This window comes from Fictibacillus phosphorivorans (genome assembly GCF_007673525.1).
GTDB classification, from domain to species: Bacteria; Bacillota; Bacilli; order Bacillales; family Fictibacillaceae; genus Fictibacillus; species Fictibacillus phosphorivorans_C.
Genome location: NZ_VDZU01000001.1, coordinates 1 through 21,369, shown reverse-complemented (window position 1 = coordinate 21,369; position 21,369 = coordinate 1). Strand labels below are relative to the sequence as shown.

Here is a 21,369-nt window from a genome sequence, read left to right as displayed (position 1 = left end):
TTACTTTTCTAACAGTTCTAAAATGCGTTCCAGGTCATCTTGTGAAAAGAATTCAATCTCAATCTTTCCTTTTCGTTTTGATTTCTTAATCGAAACTGAAGTACCAAAACGATCGCGTAAAGATGATTCTTTTTCTTGGAAGAAAACGTTCGCTGGGATTGTTTTTTTCTTTGTTTCACGTGAAACATTCATATTAATATCAGAGATCAACTTCTCAAGCTGTCTCACGTTTAAGTTTTCATTCATTACCCGGTCCACAACAAGCTGCATCTTCGTCTTTTTCTTAAGACCCAGCAATGCTCGTCCATGTCCCATTGATATTTGCCCGTTAGATAAGAGTTCAATAACAGGTTTTGGAAGCTGAAGCAAACGAATGTGGTTTGCGATGTGAGGACGACTCTTTCCAACACGAGTGGCTAACTCTTCTTGCGTCAGTTTTAAGTGTTCCATCAGCTTCTGATACGCTTGAGCCTCTTCAACAGGATTGAGATCTTCACGCTGCAAGTTCTCAATAAGAGCAACTTCCATCATTTTTTGTTCGTCATAATCTTTTACGATTACAGGGATGACTTTCAATCCCGCTTCTGAAGCCGCACGGAACCGTCTTTCTCCTAGAACGATTTCAAACCCTTTAATACTTTTTCGGACAACAATGGGTTGAAGAATGCCATGTTCAATAATGGATTCTTTTAGTTCTTCAATGGCTTTTTGGTCAAACACTTTTCGGGGCTGATACGGATTTGGCCTTAGCTCTGATATACTGACTTCTTTAATCTGCTCTTCTTCCCCTGCTTCTGTTGGAGGAAAGAAGGCATGTAGCCCTTTACCTAACCCTTTCACCAATGCCGATCACTTCCTTCGCAAAATCTAAATAAACATCAGCACCTCGGGATTTTGGATCATAGATGATGATCGGTTTCCCGTGACTCGGCGCTTCAGATAGTCTAACGTTTCTTGGTATGATGGTTTCATACACTTTATCTTGAAAATATTTTTTTACTTCTTCAATGACTTGAATACCTAAGTTTGTACGTGCATCCAGCATGGTAAGCAGCACACCGTCAATCATCAGATCAGTATTTAAATGCTTTTGTACAAGTCGTACTGTGTTTAAAAGCTGACTTAAACCCTCTAGCGCGTAATACTCACACTGAACAGGTATGATGACTGAGTCAGAAGCTGTTAACGAGTTGATGGTAAGCAGCCCTAATGATGGCGGACAATCAATAATAATAAAATCATAATTGGAACTTACCTTTTCTAACGATCTTTTTAACCGAACTTCTCGAGAGATCGTTGGTACGAGTTCGATCTCAGCTCCAGCAAGCTGTATCGTCGACGGGAGGATATGTAAACCTTCACAGATGGTCTCGACGATCACATCTTTTACTTCTACATCCTCGACGAGAACGTTGTAGATACATTGGTCGATATCCCCTTTATCTACACCCACTCCACTTGTTGCGTTCCCTTGAGGATCTATGTCTACGAGCAATACTTTTTTACCGAAATATGCTAAGCATGCACCAAGGTTGACCGACGTAGTCGTTTTCCCGACTCCGCCTTTCTGGTTGGCTACTGCAATGGTCTTGGCCACGTTGTCACCTACCTCACTTAAAAACATTCATTATCTATTATTCTATCATGAAGAAAATAAAATGACGTACGGAATTATAGAAAAAGAAGGATTTATTTTGTTGGGTTTTTTATCTTATTGATTCTAATATCTGTCTTCTGCAGGAATTTAAGGGGGAAAGAGTTGAAGAAGTAGCATTTTAGAGTTCAGAAGTAGATTATTAACTATACGGAGAGGGGTATTCCGCCTAAGAATCCCTAAAATTCTAGCATCAATTCAGGAAATTTCCGATTTAATTCCGCGAGTTTTGGCAATAATCCCGCGAAACTATGGCGTTTATCCGCGAGTCTACAATAATCGACAAATGCTGTTTGCCAGATACCCCACACCCAATCCATTTCAGCCAGCCCCCAGCACCATCAAAACAACAAAAAAACCACCAGCTCCCATTCAAGCTGATGGCCTTCTCTTTATTTCTTAGGTATGCGAATCGTGAACTGATAGAACTCTTCATGCTCTTCTTCTTCTGTATCGATAGATAGTCCGCTTTGCACGACCATGTCAACCGATTGTCTTACCGTATTGATCGCTAGTCGCATATCCTTGCTATACGATTTACGGCGTGACTGAGGTTTCTTTTCCGCTGTCTCAGATTCGATCATTCGTTTTACACGTTCTTCAGTTTGCTTTACATTCAATTGTTTTTCAATGATCTCTTGAAGAACGGCCTCCATCTTTTCAGGAGATTTCAAAACGATCAATGCACGAGCATGACGTTCTGTCACTTTTTTCTGCAAAAGGGCATCTTGAATAGACTGCGGAAGCTTTAACAGACGCAGCTTGTTCGCTATCGTAGACTGACCTTTTCCTAATTTTTGAGCAAGGCCTTCTTGTGTAAGTCCGTGCAATTCTAAAAGCTTAGCATATGCCATCGCTTCTTCAATAGCTGTTAACTCTTCTCGCTGAAGGTTCTCAATAAGTGCAACAGAAGCCGTTTGCGAGTCGTCCATCTCTTTAATGATCGCAGGAATCTTTTCCCACCCAAGCTTTTGGACAGCACGCCACCTACGTTCGCCCGCGATCAGCTCGTATTTGTCGTCGCCTATACCTCGAACAACGATGGGCTGAATGATTCCGTGAGCTTCAATCGTCTGTGATAACTCTTCGATTCGTTCATCTATAAAAACCGTACGAGGCTGAAACCGGTTAGGTATGATTCTTTGAACCGGAAGTTGAAGTACTTCTTCGTTGTCGTTTTTTTCAGCTGGTTCTGGATCTAAGGTTTGCTGGCTCTTTTCGCCGATGCCGAATAAACGTGAAAAAGGATGCTTCATGCGAATACACCACCTTTTGTAATCTGCCTGTTAACTAATTCTTCTCTCTAGTTCAATAATCCTGCAAGTCTGTAAAAATCTTTCTTTTATGTAACAGCTGTGTTTCACATAGAAACACAGCCTAAGATTACGAAATAGGAGATTTATTTGGCGTTCCTGGTTTACGCGGAAATTTCTTTGGTGTTTCTTTTACTTTATCAATAACAATGATATTACGTTCGCTCTCTTCGATCGGTAATACGAACGAATGAATATCTTTTATTTTACCGCCTAAAAGTTTGACTGCTTTTTCTCCGTCTCTCACTTCCTCAGGAAGGTTAGCACCTTTCATACCTAAGAAGTGTCCACCAATTTTTACGAGTGGTAAGCAGAGTTCAGATAGTACAGATAGTCTAGCAACCGCACGAGCCGTCACAAGGTCGAACGTCTGTCTAAATTCCGGACGGTGAGCAAATGTTTCTGCACGATCATGATAAAGAGACACTTCTTGTAAACCAAGTTCATCTACTACGTGCTGCAAAAATCCAATGCGTTTATTTAGGGAATCAACCACCGTTAGTTTGATTTCTGGAAACGCGATCTTCAGTGGTATAGCTGGAAATCCCGCTCCAGCTCCAACATCGCACACCGTGATGTCTTGATTAAAATCAAAATAAAAACCTGCTGTCACAGAATCATAAAAGTGTTTCAAATACACTTCTTCTTTTTCTGTGATCGCTGTAAGATTCATTTTTTCGTTCCACTCAACGAGCAGGTTATAATACGTTTCAAACTGTGAAAGTTGCTTTTCAGATAATTCGACTCCCTTTTCTTTTAAGGAAGTTTGAAACAAATCGATATTCATAATTTTCACGTTCCCCCTCAACGGGCGATTTTCGCCAGTTTACCTTGTTCGAGATAGATCAACAGAATCGAGATATCTGCTGGGTTTACCCCTGATACACGTGATGCCTGCCCGACAGAAAGAGGCCGAACTTCGTGAAGTTTTTGTTTTGCTTCTGTCGCTAGTCCATTGATTGCCATGTAATCAAGATCTACCGGAAGCTTTTTGTTTTCCATCTTACGCATCTTTTCAACTTGTGCGAGCTGCTTATCGATATATCCCGCATATTTTACCTGAATCTCAACCTGCTCCATCACTGTCTCTGGCAATGCTGTTTCAGCTGGTACCAGTTTATGAATGACCGGATAAGTGATCTCAGGACGCTTTAACAAGCTAGCTGCTGACATTGGTTCTTTTAATGGAGTCGATTGTGACTCTGCAAGAACTTGCTGGACGATTTCACTCGGTTTGATCGAAACATGCTCAAGTCGATCTATTTCCTGCGCAATTAATGCTTTCTTCTCTTCAAAGCGTTCGTAACGATCTTCTGGTATCAGTCCGATTTCATGACCTTTTTTCGTTAAGCGCAGATCTGCGTTATCATGTCTTAACAATAAACGGTACTCTGCACGCGATGTTAGAAGGCGATACGGTTCGTTCGTTCCTTTTGTGATCAAGTCGTCGATCAAAACTCCGATGTACGCTTCTGAACGATCAAGCACAAGAGGCTCTTTATCTTGAACTTTTAACGCTGCGTTGATTCCCGCCATGAGTCCTTGCCCCGCTGCTTCTTCATATCCGCTCGTACCGTTCAGCTGTCCTGCTGTAAATAGACCGTTCACACGCTTTGTCTCAAGAGATGGCCAAAGTTGTGTAGGCACGATCGCATCATACTCGATCGCATATCCTGCACGCATCAGCTCTGCTTTTTCAAGACCAGGAATCGTTGCTAAAATTCGTTTCTGTACATCTTCCGGAAGACTCGTAGAAAGACCTTGAACGTATACTTCTTCTGTGTTGCGTCCTTCAGGCTCTAAGAAAATCTGATGTCTTGGCTTATCATTGAATCGTACGATCTTATCCTCGATCGATGGACAATATCTCGGTCCAGTACCTTCGATCATGCCTGAATACATCGGTGAACGATGAAGGTTTCCGTTGATCAACTGATGCGTTTCTTCACCAGTATACGTTAGCCAGCAAGGAAGCTGATCTGTGATGTACTCGGTTGTTTCATAAGAGAAAGCACGAGGCACATCGTCACCAGGCTGAATTTCTGTTTTTGAATAATCAATCGTCTTGCTGTTAACACGCGGTGGTGTACCTGTCTTGAAACGTACCATATCAAAGCCTAACTCTTGCAGATGATATGACAAGTTGATAGAAGGAGCCATGTTGTTCGGGCCGCTCTCATAAGCAAGCTCTCCGATGATGATCTTCCCTCTTAAGTACGTTCCTGTAGTAAGTACGACCGCTTTTGCCGCGTACTCAGCTCCTGTTTTTGTAATAACCCCTCTACATTCACCGTCTTCGATGATCAGACGCTCTACCATCCCTTGACGCAACGTAAGGTTTTCTGTGTTTTCCATCGTTTTTTTCATTTCATGCTGATACAGGTATTTATCCGCTTGCGCGCGCAGCGCGCGTACCGCTGGACCTTTTCCTGTGTTTAGCATACGCATTTGAATATGTGTCTTGTCGATGTTGCGTGCCATCTCTCCGCCAAGTGCATCGACTTCACGAACGACAATCCCTTTAGCCGGTCCACCTACTGACGGATTACACGGCATATAGGCAACTGTATCTAGGTTCAGTGTTAAACATAATGTTTTAGCGCCCATACGTGCAGAAGCAAGTGCCGATTCAACACCGGCATGTCCAGCACCGACTACGATCACATCAAACGTATCTGCTTTATATCCCATCGTTTTTTCCTCCTTTTTTTATTTTCCTAAACAAAATTGAGAGAACAATTGGTCGATCAGACTCTCTGAAACCGTGTCTCCTACGATTTCTCCGAGTATCTCCCAAGCTCTTGTAATATCGATCTGTACCATATCTATAGGTAGATCCGCTTCAATACCACCGAGTGCTTCATCGATATGATGAATCGTCTGCTGCAGAAGTGCGATGTGCCTAGAGTTGGATACGTATGTTAAGTCTTGCGCTTCAATTCCGCCTGCAAAGAACAGGTTTGCGATTGCTTGTTCTAGTTCATCTATTCCCTCTTCTTTTACTAAAGAGGTTGAGATCACAGGTGAATTCTCTGCAAGTTCCTTGATTCGGTTCAAGTCTACTTTCATTTCAAGATCTGTCTTATTAATTATAACGATCTTATCGAGTCCTGCAGCTGCACGGAACAAGTTCTCATCTTCATGTGAGAGCACTTCATTCCCGTTAATAACAAGCAGAATGAGATCTGCTTCTTTTAATACTTTACGTGATTTCTCAACACCGATCTTTTCCACGATATCTTCAGTCTCACGAATTCCTGCTGTATCAACTAATCGTAACGGCACGCCTCTAACGTTCACGTACTCCTCGATAACGTCACGCGTCGTTCCGGCTATATCTGTAACGATCGCTTTATTCTCATGAACGAGTGCATTCATGAGTGATGACTTCCCTACATTCGGTCTTCCGATGATCGCCGTAGACAATCCTTCGCGAAGGATCTTACCTTGGCTTGCGGTTTGTAAAATTGATTCTACTTCTTTTTTTACAGTGAGAAGGTTGTTATTCAACAGAGAATGAGTCATCTCTTCTGCGTCATACTCTGGATAATCGATGTTCACTTCTACATGTGCGATCGTTTCTAGTAAAGTTTGTCTAAGACGCATAACGAGTGATGATAAACGGCCTTCCATCTGGTTGAGGGCAACGTTCATCGCACGGTCTGTCTTCGCTCGGATCAAATCCATTACGGCTTCAGCTTGAGAAAGATCGATCCTGCCGTTTAAGAATGCTCGCTTCGTAAATTCTCCTGGTTCCGCTAAGCGCGCTCCCTGCTGAAGAATCAATTGAAGGACTCTATTTACAGAAACTAACCCTCCATGACAGTTGATCTCAACAACATCTTCCCGCGTGAACGTACGCGGTGCACGCATCACGCTGATCATTACTTCTTCTACCGCTTGATCGAGTTTCGGATCGATCAATTTTCCGTAATGAATCGTGTGTGTATCAACTTCAGCGAGACGTTTTGTCCCACTGTATACTTTATCTGCAATGGCAACTGCGTCAGGTCCGCTCAAACGGACAATCGCGATCGCTCCTTCTCCCATAGGAGTGGAGATCGCTGTAATCGTGTCAAATTCCATTGTTGTTTCACCTCGGCTTTCCTCTTTCTTACGCTCTATATAAATTACCTTTAGTATGGCCTTAAATACGTACTGCGATAAGGTTCTAGTAAAAATGGACATAAATATCCACAATAAAAAATAGTGTATCGCATAAAGTGCTCACAGTAAAGAAAACGAGGCTGAAATCAAGCTAAAAAACAACCTTAAATGTGCTCCCATGACCAACTAAAATACGGTGCTTATCATAATTTGATGAATGCAAACAAAAAGCTTCAGAGGATAAACCTCTGAAGCTTTTTTATCTTTTGCTTGAGGATGTCGGGCGGATTACAACCTTACGAAAAGGTTCAACCCCTTCAGACGTAGTCTCAACATCTCTGTTTTCTTTGAGTGCTAAATGAATCACTTTTCTTTCGTTAGCAGGCATCGGCTCAAAAGCAAAGCTTTTCTTCGTGAAAAACACCTTTTGGGCAGAATGCTCAGCTAAACGCTCGAGTGATTCCTGTCTTCTGGTACGATAGTTTTCAGCATCAAGCACAATTTTCACATGCTTGCTTGCAGGATCTGAGTTTGCAACCATATTCGTTAAAAGCTGTAGCGCATTAAGCGTTTGTCCACGTTTTCCAATTAAAATCGCAATTTTGTCACCGGATAAATCCAGCACAAGATGATCATTTTCCTGTCGCTGTGTGATGGTAACGGGCACTCCCATTTTGGATGTAACATCCTCGAGGTAGTCGATCGCGGATTTAACAGGATCAGCTTTCACTGTTACTTCAACAACTGCTGGCTTCCCGCCAAGTCCAAAGAAACCTTTTTTGGAATCTTCAAGAACGGATATCTCTACTTGATCTTTTGAAGTCTGAAGTTGTTCTAGTGCTGCTGCTACTGCTTCTTCAACCGTTTTCCCTGTTACCTGTACCTTTTTCACTTTTTAGCTCCCCCATCAACTTGGTTTTCTTTCTTTTTCATTGGGGTCGTAATGAAATATGTCTGTCCAATCATGAATATGTTACCGATCACCCAATATAGAGATAGTGCAGCTGGGAAATTAATCGCAAATACAACGATCATTACAGGCATGATGTATAAAAGCATCTTCATCTGCGGATTTGGATTATCCATTCCGCCCATCATGATCTTTTGTTGTAAGAATGTCGTTAAACCGGCTACTAACGGTAAGATATAAAATGGATCCGGATCTCCTAAATCAAACCAAAGGAAATTATGGTTCGCGATTTCACCCGTACGCATAATCGCGTGGTAAAATCCTAAAAGGATCGGCATTTGAATTAATAAAGGTAAACAACCAGCAAGCGGATTAACTCCGTTCTTCTGGAATAAAGCCATCGTTTCTTGCTGTAATTTCTGTTGTGTGTTCGCATCTTTCGACTTGTACTTTTCACGTAGCTTTTGAATTTCAGGCTGAATTTCTTGCATCGCTTTAGAACTGCGTGTTTGCTTAATCATTAACGGAAGAAGCGCAGTACGGATGATCAATGTTACGATAATGATCGCTAATCCGTAGTTTTCACCAGTTAGGGTCGCAAAGTATGTGATCAACCATGATAACGGATATACAAAATATGTGTCCCAAATTCCCGTTCTGTCTTCTGTGATGGGATCCATCGTTCCACATCCTGATAGGACAGCCATGAGTGCGAAAAGGGCAATCAGTAAACCTATTTTCTTACGCAAACTCTTATCCTCCTTAAAATCATAAATCTTATCTCAATTATTTATTGTCTCTTTTTTCAGGCACGAGGTCAACGCCTCCGGGATGAAAAGGATGGCACTTTGAAATTCTGACAAAAGTTAGCCACATTCCTTTAAATACACCGTGACGCCTGAAAGCTTCTATACCGTAATGCGAGCAAGTCGGATAAAAGCGGCATGAAGGCGGTGTTAGCGGGGAAATCCATAGCTGGTAAAAACGAATAATCCCTATAAATAAGGACCTCATTTTTCTTACACCCTCTTTTTTAATACGTTTGCTCTGTTCAAAACATGAAGCAGACTTTTTTCCATCTCGTGAAAGTCCATGTTAGCAGTAGGTATTCTCGCGATAACCACGTAATCCCTGCCTGAAAGAAGCTGTTCACTATATTTATGGAAGATTTCTTTAACCGATCGTTTAATTCTGTTTCTCGTAACGGCTTTTCCAACTTTTTTGCTGACAGAAAGACCGATTCGAAAAATAGGCTGATCTTCTTTTCTTAAACTGTATATTACAAATTGGCGATTAGCCGTTGATTTTCCTTTTTTGAAGACTTCTTGAAATTCCTCATTTTTTTTGATGCGCTGTTCTTTCTTCATTCATTTAACACTCCATCAATTATGCAATCCCATTCCAAAGTCTTTTTGTTGCGATCATCACCCAGTATCGGCCTGTTTTCTTCATATAAAACCTTTAACTTTGAAAAAACGACCTCGTACAGAAAACACTGACTCGGAGTGAGCAAAATTCTCTCTATAAAAGTAAAAAAAGACCACTGATGTCAGTGGCCTATGCGGATAACACTTTTCTTCCCTTTTGACGACGGCGAGCTAGAACTTTACGACCGTTCTTAGTAGCCATACGTGCACGGAAACCATGTACCTTCTTACGCTTACGGTTGTTTGGTTGAAATGTAGGTTTCATGTATATTACACCTCCCTGAGGATATCTCTTATAAAAGACAGTCTAATAAAGTATAATGACTGACCCATAAATTTGTCAAGTTGGATTTTAAGTTTGTGTTTATTTGCAAGTTTTTTGCCTTTGAATGCCTTTGAAAGTGGAAGCTCTCTGTTTCGAAATGCTAGTAAAGTTCTTGAAAGTAGTTGATTTCCATTCCAGGCTGCTCGCTTTCCGCGGGGCAGGCGGTGAGCCACTTGTCCCGCAGGAGTCTCGCACCTTCCACTCTAATCAACAAACCAACGAAGTAAATATAAAAACAAAACACTCTTTTAAAATCAACACAAAGTTTGCAGAGCTTACGATCCACTGCAGCTTCCCAATTATCACAGGACAACAATAGCTCCATATAATCCTTCTACAAGCTTCACCAAAATCTTCATGACCTAACCTGTGGACATCTTTTTCGACATGATTTTCATTATCCACACCAATTATCGACACGTTTTACACAAAATCTAGTGTTGTGGACAACTTTTCTACACAAGGTATGGGCGTTGTGGATAAGTAACAATAACTCGTTGCCAAGCCTGATTATTTTTGATATGCTAGTTGTGTTTTAACTCGTTAACAACCTGCACAGCTAATAAAGTTATTCACAACCTGTGGATAAACTTGTGGACAGGTTTTAAAAGCTGTTATAAAGGTTGTCCACAGACAAGGTTTTACTGTTCATAATCCTATTATCTACTATATTAATTATCATTCACATAAGGTGTGGACTTTTTATTTTTACTCATAGGTATTCACTGGGTGTACAATTCTTATACAACAGGGAAATGACTTCTGAAATAGGATGATTCGAAAGAGATAAGGGGGGTAAATTGGTTGGAAAACATAAACGACCTATGGTCTAAAGCACTTGCTGCGATCGAAACAAAAGTCAGTAAGCCTAGCTTTGAGACTTGGTTAAAATCAACAACGGCTCATGCATTACAAAATGATACGCTCGTAATTACTGCGCCAAATGAGTTTGCCCGTGACTGGCTGGAATCCAGATATGCAGGTATCATTTCTGAGACGCTGCTGGACGTAACAGGAGCAGCACTTGACGTAAAGTTCATCATTCCACAAAATCAGACAGAACTAGACTTAGATCTGGAACTTTCAATGAAAAAAGCCCCAAAAGCAGCAAATGAGCCTCACGAAGAAGTTTCTCAAAGTATGTTGAATCCAAAATATACGTTTGACCGATTCGTTATCGGTTCAGGAAACCGTTTTGCTCATGCCGCTTCATTAGCTGTTGCCGAAGCACCTGCAAAAGCTTATAATCCGCTATTTATTTACGGGGGCGTTGGTTTAGGAAAAACGCATCTTATGCATGCAATCGGCCATTATGTATTGGAACATAATCCTGGGGCTAAGGTTGTTTACCTGTCTTCAGAAAAATTTACGAACGAGTTCATCAACTCGATTCGTGACAATAAAACAGTTGAGTTTCGCAACAAATTTCGCAGTGTGGACGTGCTTTTAATAGATGATATTCAGTTCCTTGCAGGAAAAGAACAAACCCAAGAGGAATTTTTCCATACGTTTAACGCACTTCATGAAGAAAGTAAGCAGATTGTCATCTCTAGTGATCGACCTCCAAAGGAGATTCCGACATTAGAAGACAGACTTCGTTCTCGCTTTGAATGGGGACTTATTACGGATATCACACCTCCTGACTTAGAAACACGTATTGCAATTCTGCGTAAAAAAGCGAAAGCAGAAGGCCTTGATATTCCAAACGAAGTAATGCTTTATATCGCTAATCAGATTGATACGAACATTAGAGAGTTAGAAGGTGCACTCATTCGTGTTGTTGCTTATTCTTCTCTCATCAACCAAGATATGAATGCAGATCTTGCAGCAGAAGCACTTCGCGACATTATTCCTTCTGCAAAGCCAAGAACTTTGACGATTCACCATATACAAGAAGTAGTTGGCAAGCATTACAATGTGAAGCTAGAAGATTTCACAGCAAAGAAACGAACAAAATCTGTAGCTTTTCCTAGGCAGATCGCGATGTATCTTTCTCGTGAACTAACCGATAACTCTTTACCTAAAATAGGTGAGGAATTTGGAGGTCGCGACCATACAACGGTTCTTCATGCTCACGAAAAGATCTCTACTATGCTGATTACGGATCATGTTCTGCAAAGAAAAGTGCAAGAAATTCATGATCAGCTGAAATCCAATTAAATAAACAACACTGAATACTGTGAATAACTGCAGTTACTTTATACACAGTCTGTCCACATGTGGATAGGCTGTTCTATCTTTGTTTTCTAGGGTTATCCACACATTCACAGCGCCTAGTACTATTACTACTATTTTTTTAAAAGATTTTAATAAATATCAGGGGGGCAAAATAATGAAAGTTAAGATTCAGTTAAACCAGTTGATCGAAGCTGTTCAAGATGTAATGAAAGCTGTATCTTCAAGAACAACAATTCCGATTCTGACAGGAATCAAAATGGAAGTCACATATGACGGTGTTCATCTGACTGGTAGTGATTCTGATATTTCAATTGAACGACTGATACCGGTTGAAGAAGGAGATCTTGTACATATCGAAGTGAAGCAAGAAGGAAGTGTTGTACTTCCTGCTCGTTATTTTTCAGAAATCGTTAAAAAACTTCCGAACGATTCCGTTGAGATTGAAGTAGGTGAGCGTTTTGAAACGACTCTTCGTTCAGGCGCTTCTGAATTCAGCCTTTTAGGATTAGATCCTGAAGAATACCCTCGATTACCGCAGATCGAAGAGAACTTAGTCTTTGAGATTCAAAGTGATCTTCTAAAAGCAATGATCCGCCAAACTGTCTTTGCGGTGTCCACCTCAGAAACACGCCCTATCCTAACAGGTGTTAACTGGACGTTAACTGACGGTGTACTAAACTGTATTGCAACAGATAGTCATCGCTTGGCTGAACGTAAAATGCCGATCGATTCTCAAAGTGAAGAACTTTCCTTCCAGAACGTCGTCATTCCTGGAAAGAGTTTGAACGAACTTTCAAAAATTCTGGATGAGAATGCTGAAAAAGTTCAAATCGTTGTAACGAACAATCAGATCTTGTTCAAAGCAAAAAATATCTTATTGTTCTCAAGACTATTGGACGGTAACTATCCGGATACATCTAAATTAATTCCTTCAGAGAGCAAAACAACATTTGTTCTGAAGACAAAAGAATTCTTACAAGCGATCGACCGTGCTTCTTTATTAGCAAGAGAAGGAAGAAACAACGTCGTGAAGCTAGCAACACTCGATAACCAAACAATCGAACTCTCATCAAATTCTCCAGAAATCGGTAAAGTATTTGAACATATGATCGCAGAGGAGATTGAAGGAGAAGAGCTAAAGATCTCATTCAACGCAAAATATGTGATGGAAGCTCTAAAAGTTATGGATTGCACAGAGATCAGCATCCTGTTCACAGGGGCGATGAGACCGTTTCTTATCCAACCCGTATCAGACGATTCGATCCGACAATTAATTCTGCCTGTAAGAACTTACTAAAATATAAAGCTGCCGGAATCACCGGTGGCTTTCTTTTCTTTCTAAGTCCAACGTTTTTTGGAGAAACTAGTAAGAGCGACATGTTTTTACTAATATTTTCACTAACAGATTTTTGGATTTTAATTTTGAATTTTTGTTTATTTCACATCATCGAATATTGATCGGAGTGGAAGGTGCGAGACTCCTGCGGGACAAGCGGTCAGGTGAGACACTTAATGGCGCATAGCGGCAAGTGGCTCACCGCCTGCCCCGCGGAAAGCGAGCAACCTGGAACGCAGATCAACCTTTCAAACACACCAGAGAAACAACCAGGAGGTTTTTTTAAAATGGAAAACGTAAAGATCAACACCGAATTCATCACCCTTCAACAACTGTTGAAAACTACCGATGTCATCCAATCGGGAGGAATGGTAAAATGGTATTTAGCAGAACATGAAGTTCTTGTGAACGGAGAACATGAAACACGCCGAGGTAAGAAACTATATGCGGGTGATGTTGTGTCCATTCCAGAAGTAGGAGAGTTCAAGGTAACAACGGAATAGGGGGTATCCCTTTGCATATCGAAAAGCTTCAGCTTAGGAATTACAGAAACTATAAAGAGCAGTCTCTGGAGTTCGAGAATAAAGTCAATGTTTTTCTAGGTGAGAATGCACAAGGAAAAACAAATGTTATGGAATCAATCTATGTTTTGGCCATGGCACGATCATATCGAACAGCAAAAGATAAAGAGTTGATATCTTGGGACGAAGAATATGCTAAAATAGAGGGTAGCATCAAAAAGAGAAACAGTTCTTTTGATTTAAGTCTCGTCATCTCACAAAAAGGAAAAAAAGCGAAAATCAGCCGTATCGAACAACGCCGGTTAACCGATTACGTTGGACATCTAAATGTGGTTATGTTTGCACCTGAGGATCTTAATCTTGTAAAAGGCAGTCCACAGGTGCGTCGTCGTTTTATCGATATGGAAATCGGCCAGGTTAACGCAGTTTATTTAAATGACCTTTCTGTGTACCAAAAGATTTTGTCTCAGCGAAACTCTTTATTAAGAGAGATGTATCGCAACAAAAGTCAGCAGAACATGACGATGCTCGAGATCTTAACCGAACAGCTTATTGATAAAGCAGCCAGAGTAACGTTGAAACGCATGAAATACATGGAGAAGCTTCAAAGTTGGGCAGAACCGATCCATCATGGAATATCCAGAGGGTTGGAAACTTTAAAAATTCATTACAAACCAACTATAGAGGTATGTGATGAGCTCGACTTGTCGAAAATGATAGAAGCGTTTCATCTGAAGTTTGGTAAAATAAAAGAAAAAGAGATTGAACGAGGAACTTCCTTATTTGGTCCTCATCGGGACGATCTGCTTTTTTCAGTGAACGGAAAAGACGTGCAGACATTCGGATCTCAAGGACAACAGAGAACGACTGCTCTTTCTTTGAAGCTCGCTGAGATCGATCTGATTTATTCAGAAGTCGGGGAATACCCGATCCTATTGTTGGACGATGTGTTATCTGAACTAGACGATTTCAGACAATCACATCTTTTAAATACGATTCAAGGTAAAGTACAAACCTTTGTTACAACGACTAGTGTGGAAGGGATACACCACGAAACACTCGAGAAAGCCGCAACTTACAAGGTTCATGCAGGCTCTATAGAACGTTTGAAATGAGGTGAGGACATTGCTTTTGCATTTAGGTGATGAAGAAGTCATTCATTCAAAAGATGTGCTGGCGATATTGGATATCAATGCGTTAAAGGCTTCTGAGTTAGCTTTAGAGTTTCTTAAAAAGCATGAGAACAATCAGACATTGACCGATTTAAGCGGAAATGCTGCTAAATCCGTAATCATTACAGATAAAACGATCTATCTATCTCCTCTTTCTGCCTCTACGTTAAAAAAGAGAGCCTCTGATCGCCTCGAACTTGAAAATGGCTGGAATATAAAATAAAGGTTTTATAAATAAAGCGTTTTTAAACCGGAATGAAGGTGAACGAATTGACGACTGAACAACAGTTAGAACAACAGCAAAACTATGATGAAAGTAATATCCAGGTACTCGAAGGTCTTGAAGCCGTCCGTAAACGTCCAGGGATGTATATCGGTGCTACGAACGTACGCGGTCTTCACCATCTAGTATGGGAGATCGTCGATAACTCAATCGATGAAGCTTTAGCAGGTTATTGTGACACGATTCGAATTACGATCGAAGAAGATAACAGCATCACAGTAGAAGATAACGGACGCGGGATCCCTGTAGGTATGCATGAAAAGATGGGAAGACCAGCTCTAGAAGTTATCATGACGGTTCTCCATGCCGGAGGAAAATTTGGCGGTGGAGGTTACAAAGTATCAGGCGGACTGCATGGTGTTGGTGCCTCAGTAGTTAACGCTTTGTCCACGATGCTTGAAGTAACCGTATCTCGTGATGGAAAGCTGCATTATCAGTCTTACGAGCGCGGCGTGCCGACTGCAGATCTGAAAGTTATCGGCGAAACAGACAAGACAGGTACTCGTACTCACTTCAAACCAGACCCTGAAATTTTTACTGAATCATTAGAATATGATTTCCCTACACTCTCAAACCGTATTCGTGAACTTGCATACTTGAACCGTGGTCTTCGTATTATTGCTGAAGACAAGCGTGAAGAAGAGCCGGTTGTAAAGGAATACCACTATGAAGGCGGGATTAAATCTTATGTAGAGCACATCAACCGTACGCGTGAAGTGCTGCATGAAGAACCGATCTTTGTTGAAGGGGAAAAGGACGGCATCTCGGTTGAGATCGCATTCCAATACAACGACAGCTACGCAAGTAACATCTATTCGTTTGCGAACAACATCAATACACATGAAGGCGGTACGCACGAGTCAGGGTTCAAAACAGCTCTAACACGTGTGATCAACGATTATGGCCGTAAGAACAATCTGTTCAAAGACAACGATACGAACTTAACGGGTGAAGACGTTCGTGAAGGTCTGACAGCGATCATCTCGATCAAACACCCTGATCCTCAGTTCGAAGGGCAAACGAAAACCAAGCTCGGAAACTCTGAAGCAAGACAGATCACAGAATCCATCTTCTCAGAGACGTTTTCATCCTTCATGCTAGAGAATCCGGTCGTTGCGAAATCAATCGTTGAAAAAGGGATGATGGCACTGCGAGCGCGTGTTGCTGCTAAAAAAGCACGTGAATTAACACGACGTAAGAGTGCGTTAGAAGTATCATCGTTGCCTGGTAAACTTGCAGACTGTTCTTCAAAAGATGCAAGCATCTCAGAGATCTATGTGGTTGAGGGTGACTCTGCCGGTGGATCGGCTAAGCAAGGACGTGACCGTCATTTCCAAGCGATCTTGCCACTTCGCGGTAAGATCATCAACGTTGAAAAAGCACGACTTGATAAGATTCTATCCAATAACGAGGTTCGTGCGATCATCACGGCTTTAGGAACAGGAATCGGTGATGAGTTCGATATTACGAAAGCTCGTTATCATAAGATCATCATCATGACAGATGCCGATGTCGATGGTGCACATATCCGTACGTTGCTTCTAACGTTCTTTTTCAGATATATGCGTCCGATCATTGAGCACGGCTATATCTATATCGCACAGCCACCGCTTTACAAAATACAGCAAGGTAAGCGTATCGAGTATGCTTATAACGATAAAGAGCTTGAAAAATTGCTGGCTGAACTTCCGCAAGTTCCTAAGCCGCAGCTTCAGCGTTATAAGGGTCTAGGAGAGATGAACCCATCTCAGTTATGGGAAACGACAATGGATCCTGAGACTCGTACATTACTACAGGTTGAAATGAAAGATGCGATGGCAGCTGATGAAACTTTCGATATCTTAATGGGCGACAAAGTTGAACCGCGCCGTGATTTCATCCAAGAAAACGCACAATATGTGACGAACTTAGATATTTAAGTAAGGCACGCCTGCGGTAAGCAGTTACTTTAAAGTAAATAATCATATAAAATGCTTAGCGGTTAACGCCGCGAAAGCTGAACATAAAAGATACTGAAGCTGGACAAGGTCCAGTTTCGGTGCGTTTAAGCGCCAAATTAGGGGGCTTTAAAAACCTGTTCTAAAGAGGTTATGGAGGTAAAATGAATGTCTGAAATGGAACGTTCCCGGATTAAAGAAATTAATATTAGTACGGAAATGAAAGCATCATTCATGGATTATGCTATGAGTGTTATTGTCAGCCGAGCTTTGCCAGATGTGCGTGACGGATTAAAGCCTGTTCACAGACGTATTCTTTATGCGATGAACGACCTTGGTATGACGGCTGATAAAGCATACAAAAAATCTGCTCGTATCGTTGGGGAAGTAATTGGTAAGTATCACCCACACGGTGACTCTGCTGTATACGACACGATGGTTCGTATGGCACAGGATTTCAACTTCCGCCACATGCTGATCGATGGTCATGGTAACTTTGGTTCGGTCGATGGCGATGCAGCGGCAGCGATGCGTTACACAGAAGCTCGTATGTCTAAGATCGCCATGGAAATGGTGCGTGACATCAACAAAGACACGATCGGTTACAAAGATAACTATGATGGATCTGAACAAGAACCGGTTGTATTACCTGCTCGTTTCCCGAACTTGCTCGTTAACGGTGCTGCGGGGATCGCGGTTGGTATGGCGACGAACATTCCGCCGCATCAATTAGGTGAAGTTATCGACGGTATTTTAGCAGTGAGTGAAAATCCGGATATCACGATTCCTGAACTGATGGAAATTATCCCAGGCCCAGACTTTCCAACAGCAGGTGAAATTCTAGGACGTGAAGGAATTCGCAAAGCGTACACAACTGGAAGAGGCTCTATCATTATCCGCGCAAAAGCAGAAATCGAAGAGATGCCTAGCGGAAAACAAGCGATTATCGTAACGGAACTTCCTTATCAAGTAAACAAAGCACGTTTGATCGAAAAGATCGCTGAGCTCGTTCGTGATAAAAAGATCGAGGGTATCACGGATCTTCGTGATGAGTCTGACCGTAATGGTATGCGCATCGTGATGGAGATACGCCGTGATGCGAATGCAAATGTTATCTTAAATAATTTATATAAACAGACAGCTCTACAGACAAGCTTTGGTATCAATATGCTTGCACTTGTTGATGGACATCCAAAAGTTCTTAACATCAAAGAATGTTTGTATCATTACTTGAAGCATCAGCAAGTCATCATCCGTCGCCGTACGGAATTTGATCTTAAAAAAGCAGAAGCAAGAGCTCATATCTTAGAAGGTCTTCGTATCGCACTAGATCATCTGGATGAAGTTATTGCACTCATACGTGGATCCAGAACAACGGATCTTGCGCGTGAAGGCTTAATGGAAAAGTTTGAACTAAGCTACGAGCAATCTCAAGCTATCTTAGATATGAGATTGCAGCGTTTAACAGGTTTAGAGCGAGACAAAATCGAGAACGAATACAACGATCTTGTTGCTTTAATTACAGAATTGAGAGCGATTCTTGCAGATGAACAAAGAATTCTCGAGATTATTCGTACAGAGCTTATCGAGATTAAAGAAAAGTACGACAACCCTAGACGTACGATCATCTCTGTAGGATTTAATAGTATTGAAGACGAAGATCTTATTCCTCGTTCAAACATTGTTATTACATTAACGAACAAAGGCTACATCAAGCGCCTTCCGATCTCTACTTACCGTTCACAGCGTCGTGGTGGTAAAGGAATCCAAGGAATGGGCACGAGTGAGGATGACTTTGTTGAACAGCTGTTTACGACAAATACACACAACTATATCCTGTTCTTCACAAATAAAGGGAAGGCTTATAGGCTAAAAGGCTACGAGATTCCTGAATACGGAAGAACAGCAAAAGGTATTCCAATCATCAACTTGCTGCAGATCGAGCAAGGTGAAACGATCTCTGCTGTCATTCCGGTAGAAGATATGGAAAGTGATGAGATCTACCTTAACTTCATGACGAAGCAAGGAATCACAAAACGTTCTCCGTTATCAGCTTATAGCAACATTCGTAAAGGTGGTCTTTTCGCGATCAACCTTCGTGAAGAAGATGAGTTGATGGGTGTTCGTTTAACAGATGGAACAAAAGATATCATAGTCGGAACGAAGCAAGGGATGTCGATCCGTTATCAAGAGACTGACGTTCGATCAATGGGTAGAACAGCAACTGGTGTTAAAGCCATCACTCTCGGCGATGACGATGCGGTTGTAGGTATGGAAGTCTTAGATGAGACACAAGATATCTTGATCGTTACAGACCGAGGTTACGGAAAACGTACACCTATGAGCGAATACCGTCTTCAATCACGTGGTGGTAAAGGGATCAAAACGGTGAACATCACTGAAAAGAACGGTCCGGTTGTTACGCTTAAGACTGTAACAGATGAAGAAGACCTCATGATCATTACAGCAAAAGGAATCATCATTCGTATGAACATCTCAGGCATCTCCCAAATGGGACGAAACACTCAAGGTGTTAGGTTGATGACCATGAATGATACGAATCACGTAGCAACAGTAGCTGTTGTAGAACGTGAAGAAGAAACGGATGAGTTGCTGGATGAGGAAGGTAATCCAATCATTACAGAAGGTGAAGAAGGTATAGCACCTGCTGCAGAAACGACAGCTCCAGAAACAGATACAAACGAAGAGAATAACGAATAATTTCTAAAAAGAGGAAAATGAATCTACATTTTCCTCTTTTTTATATGTAAAATAAAATTATGACCTTCCAAATAAAAGGAGCTTTTTGTATGAGGATAAAAACGAGTCAAGCTAAGACCGGACAGATGCTGGTTCAGGATGTATTCTCGATGACTAATCAGCCGATCGTCAATAAAAACACGAGATTGAATAATGAGCATCTGCGCGTACTTACTCGTTTTCAGATCAATGAGATAGATGTTTTGAACGAATCAGCGTCAGGTGTGAACACAACACGTCAAGTAAAAGATTCACTGAATAATAGAAGTGATGCGAGAATATCTGAAGAACAAATACATACTCAAACGCCTGAAAAAGAAGAGCTTTCTTTTCCAGCGCTGTACATGCAAACGGTAAAACGTTATAAACAATTGTTTACAAACTGGCAATCTGGCAGTCCTGTCGATATGCTTGAAGTACGGCAAAGTGTTCTACCTGTATTAGAGAAAGGATCGAGTGTACCGAAAGAGATCCTGCTGCTGCACCACTACGCTACGAGTGCTGATTATATGTATCATCATTCAATAGCTGTAGGCATCTTAAGCACGTTCTTAGCTAAAAAGTTAAACTTCTCTAGCGGAGACTGTATACAGATCGGTCTAGCGGGAGTGCTGTCCGATTGCGGCATGGCAAAAGTACAGCCTACATTACTTAAGAAGAGCGGGTCATTAACGACAGCTGAATTTGATGAAGTGAAGAAGCACACGATTCAAGGCTACAACATGCTGAAAAAGATTCCCTCTATTAAAGAAGGTGTCCTTCTCGGTGTTCTTCAACATCACGAACGAACAGATGGATCAGGTTATCCCCTAAAAGTAAAAGGAAATAAGCTTCATCCATTCAGTAAAGTTCTAGCTGTAGCAGATGTTTACTTAGCTATGACTGCCGAACGACCTTACCGAAGCAAGCAGTCTCCTTTTAAAGTGCTGGAGATGATGATGAAAGATCAGTTTGGGAAATTTGATCATCAAGTGATGCAAGCCATGTTAGCTGGTCTTTCCACTCTATCAGTGGGCAGCCGTGTTAGACTTACAAACTATGATATCGGTGAGATCGTATTTATAGAAGAAAGCCAACCGACCAGACCAATGATTAAGTTAGAGGCAAGCGGCGATATCATCGCCCTTAAAAACCGCAACGATCTGTTTATAGAAGAGCTTCTATCCTAGGATAGAAGTTTTTTTAATTTAGGTATTGCCATGGGTTGGCAACCGTGGTAAACTAATCAAGCTGTCTCAGAAACAGCACAATATAAACTGTTAGCACGATGAAATGTTTCACAATGAAATGTTTTTGAAAAAAGTTAAAGAAAGCTATTGACTCTAGTGCTTCAGCGTGATATATTATTAAAGTCGCCAAAACAAAACGGTGCACGAAACAAACAGTTCTTTGAAAACTGAACAAAAGAAATAGGTAAGGAATTAAGAATTAATTCCGTCAGTTTTA

Annotated in this window: 20 protein-coding genes; 8 read left to right on the top strand and 12 right to left on the bottom strand. The window is 41.3% G+C overall.

Annotated elements, in window-relative coordinates; all coding sequences use genetic code 11:
• The 12 genes from FS458_RS00095 to rpmH form a co-directional block, all read right to left on the bottom strand.
• Positions 1-843: a ParB/RepB/Spo0J family partition protein gene (locus tag FS458_RS00095; RefSeq protein ID WP_144696563.1), complete on the bottom strand. Its 843-nt coding sequence runs from the start codon at positions 841-843 to the stop codon at positions 1-3.
• On the bottom strand, positions 824-1,597 hold the full coding sequence (locus FS458_RS00090) for a ParA family protein (RefSeq protein ID WP_144696561.1): 774 nt from the start codon (positions 1,595-1,597) through the stop codon (positions 824-826). Before FS458_RS00090 ends, FS458_RS00095 begins: the two co-directional genes overlap by 20 nt.
• 236 nt (positions 1,598-1,833) lie before the next feature.
• Positions 1,834-1,974: a hypothetical protein gene (locus tag FS458_RS20490; protein ID WP_186320401.1), complete on the bottom strand. Its 141-nt coding sequence runs from the start codon at positions 1,972-1,974 to the stop codon at positions 1,834-1,836.
• Between the two features lie 72 nt (positions 1,975-2,046).
• Complete coding sequence (gene noc, locus FS458_RS00085) at positions 2,047-2,910, bottom strand: nucleoid occlusion protein (RefSeq protein ID WP_066399545.1); 864 nt, start codon at positions 2,908-2,910, stop codon at positions 2,047-2,049.
• A gap of 127 nt (positions 2,911-3,037) precedes the next feature.
• Entirely contained in the window at positions 3,038-3,754 is a 717-nt protein-coding gene (gene rsmG, locus FS458_RS00080) for a 16S rRNA (guanine(527)-N(7))-methyltransferase RsmG (protein ID WP_144696559.1), read from the bottom strand.
• Positions 3,755-3,771: 17 nt separating this feature from the next.
• The gene (mnmG, locus tag FS458_RS00075) at positions 3,772-5,658 is read right to left on the bottom strand and encodes a tRNA uridine-5-carboxymethylaminomethyl(34) synthesis enzyme MnmG (RefSeq protein WP_144696557.1); all 1,887 of its coding nucleotides are present in this window, start codon (positions 5,656-5,658) and stop codon (positions 3,772-3,774) included.
• 18 nt (positions 5,659-5,676) lie between these two features.
• Positions 5,677-7,053, bottom strand: a complete 1,377-nt coding sequence (gene mnmE, locus FS458_RS00070; protein WP_144696555.1) for a tRNA uridine-5-carboxymethylaminomethyl(34) synthesis GTPase MnmE — start codon at positions 7,051-7,053, stop codon at positions 5,677-5,679.
• A gap of 280 nt (positions 7,054-7,333) precedes the next feature.
• Positions 7,334-7,966 (bottom strand): RNA-binding cell elongation regulator Jag/EloR, encoded by a 633-nt coding sequence (gene jag / locus FS458_RS00065; protein ID WP_066399554.1) that lies wholly within the window; start codon positions 7,964-7,966, stop codon positions 7,334-7,336.
• Positions 7,963-8,733 carry a YidC family membrane integrase SpoIIIJ gene (gene spoIIIJ / locus FS458_RS00060; RefSeq protein ID WP_137791320.1) on the bottom strand — a complete coding sequence of 257 codons (771 nt, stop codon included), beginning with the start codon at positions 8,731-8,733 and terminating at the stop codon, positions 7,963-7,965. Before spoIIIJ ends, jag begins: the two co-directional genes overlap by 4 nt.
• A gap of 37 nt (positions 8,734-8,770) precedes the next feature.
• Positions 8,771-8,998: a membrane protein insertion efficiency factor YidD gene (yidD, locus tag FS458_RS00055; RefSeq protein ID WP_082861542.1), complete on the bottom strand. Its 228-nt coding sequence runs from the start codon at positions 8,996-8,998 to the stop codon at positions 8,771-8,773.
• 5 nt (positions 8,999-9,003) lie between these two features.
• Positions 9,004-9,351, bottom strand: coding sequence for a ribonuclease P protein component (rnpA, locus tag FS458_RS00050; RefSeq protein WP_144696553.1), 348 nt, complete (start codon positions 9,349-9,351; stop codon positions 9,004-9,006).
• Positions 9,352-9,541: 190 nt separating this feature from the next.
• Positions 9,542-9,676 carry a 50S ribosomal protein L34 gene (rpmH, locus tag FS458_RS00045; protein WP_007201576.1) on the bottom strand — a complete coding sequence of 45 codons (135 nt, stop codon included), beginning with the start codon at positions 9,674-9,676 and terminating at the stop codon, positions 9,542-9,544.
• Between the two features lie 864 nt (positions 9,677-10,540).
• Between rpmH and dnaA the strand changes: the two genes are divergently transcribed.
• The 8 genes from dnaA (at position 10,541) to FS458_RS00005 (ending at position 21,092) form a co-directional block, all read left to right on the top strand.
• On the top strand, positions 10,541-11,896 hold the full coding sequence (dnaA, locus tag FS458_RS00040) for a chromosomal replication initiator protein DnaA (protein WP_066399562.1): 1,356 nt from the start codon (positions 10,541-10,543) through the stop codon (positions 11,894-11,896).
• Between the two features lie 172 nt (positions 11,897-12,068).
• On the top strand, positions 12,069-13,211 hold the full coding sequence (dnaN, locus tag FS458_RS00035) for a DNA polymerase III subunit beta (protein WP_066399565.1): 1,143 nt from the start codon (positions 12,069-12,071) through the stop codon (positions 13,209-13,211).
• Positions 13,212-13,537: 326 nt separating this feature from the next.
• The gene (gene yaaA / locus FS458_RS00030) at positions 13,538-13,753 is read left to right on the top strand and encodes a S4 domain-containing protein YaaA (protein WP_066399568.1); all 216 of its coding nucleotides are present in this window, start codon (positions 13,538-13,540) and stop codon (positions 13,751-13,753) included.
• Positions 13,754-13,764: 11 nt separating this feature from the next.
• Positions 13,765-14,886 carry a DNA replication/repair protein RecF gene (gene recF, locus FS458_RS00025; protein WP_144696551.1) on the top strand — a complete coding sequence of 374 codons (1,122 nt, stop codon included), beginning with the start codon at positions 13,765-13,767 and terminating at the stop codon, positions 14,884-14,886.
• Positions 14,887-14,896: 10 nt separating this feature from the next.
• Positions 14,897-15,166 carry an extracellular matrix regulator RemB gene (gene remB, locus FS458_RS00020; RefSeq protein WP_066399572.1) on the top strand — a complete coding sequence of 90 codons (270 nt, stop codon included), beginning with the start codon at positions 14,897-14,899 and terminating at the stop codon, positions 15,164-15,166.
• A 32-nt stretch (positions 15,167-15,198) separates the two neighbouring features.
• Complete coding sequence (gene gyrB / locus FS458_RS00015) at positions 15,199-17,145, top strand: DNA topoisomerase (ATP-hydrolyzing) subunit B (protein WP_144696549.1); 1,947 nt, start codon at positions 15,199-15,201, stop codon at positions 17,143-17,145.
• Between the two features lie 186 nt (positions 17,146-17,331).
• Positions 17,332-19,884, top strand: coding sequence for a DNA gyrase subunit A (gyrA, locus tag FS458_RS00010; RefSeq protein ID WP_144696547.1), 2,553 nt, complete (start codon positions 17,332-17,334; stop codon positions 19,882-19,884).
• Between the two features lie 89 nt (positions 19,885-19,973).
• Positions 19,974-21,092: an HD-GYP domain-containing protein gene (locus FS458_RS00005; protein WP_144696545.1), complete on the top strand. Its 1,119-nt coding sequence runs from the start codon at positions 19,974-19,976 to the stop codon at positions 21,090-21,092.
• Positions 21,093-21,369: the final 277 nt, after the last annotated feature.

Coding starts and splice junctions, on each gene's coding strand:
- rnpA (WP_144696553.1), bottom strand. CDS start 9,351: ATGAAGAAAGAACAGCGCATCAAAAAAAATGAGGAATTTCAAGAAGTC.
- mnmE (WP_144696555.1), bottom strand. CDS start 7,053: ATGGAATTTGACACGATTACAGCGATCTCCACTCCTATGGGAGAAGGA.
- yidD (WP_082861542.1), bottom strand. CDS start 8,998: ATGAGGTCCTTATTTATAGGGATTATTCGTTTTTACCAGCTATGGATT.
- noc (WP_066399545.1), bottom strand. CDS start 2,910: ATGAAGCATCCTTTTTCACGTTTATTCGGCATCGGCGAAAAGAGCCAG.
- rsmG (WP_144696559.1), bottom strand. CDS start 3,754: ATGAATATCGATTTGTTTCAAACTTCCTTAAAAGAAAAGGGAGTCGAA.
- FS458_RS00005 (WP_144696545.1), top strand. CDS start 19,974: ATGAGGATAAAAACGAGTCAAGCTAAGACCGGACAGATGCTGGTTCAG.
- gyrA (WP_144696547.1), top strand. CDS start 17,332: ATGTCTGAAATGGAACGTTCCCGGATTAAAGAAATTAATATTAGTACG.
- yaaA (WP_066399568.1), top strand. CDS start 13,538: ATGGAAAACGTAAAGATCAACACCGAATTCATCACCCTTCAACAACTG.
- FS458_RS20490 (WP_186320401.1), bottom strand. CDS start 1,974: ATGGATTGGGTGTGGGGTATCTGGCAAACAGCATTTGTCGATTATTGT.
- mnmG (WP_144696557.1), bottom strand. CDS start 5,658: ATGGGATATAAAGCAGATACGTTTGATGTGATCGTAGTCGGTGCTGGA.
- gyrB (WP_144696549.1), top strand. CDS start 15,199: ATGAAGGTGAACGAATTGACGACTGAACAACAGTTAGAACAACAGCAA.
- dnaN (WP_066399565.1), top strand. CDS start 12,069: ATGAAAGTTAAGATTCAGTTAAACCAGTTGATCGAAGCTGTTCAAGAT.
- rpmH (WP_007201576.1), bottom strand. CDS start 9,676: ATGAAACCTACATTTCAACCAAACAACCGTAAGCGTAAGAAGGTACAT.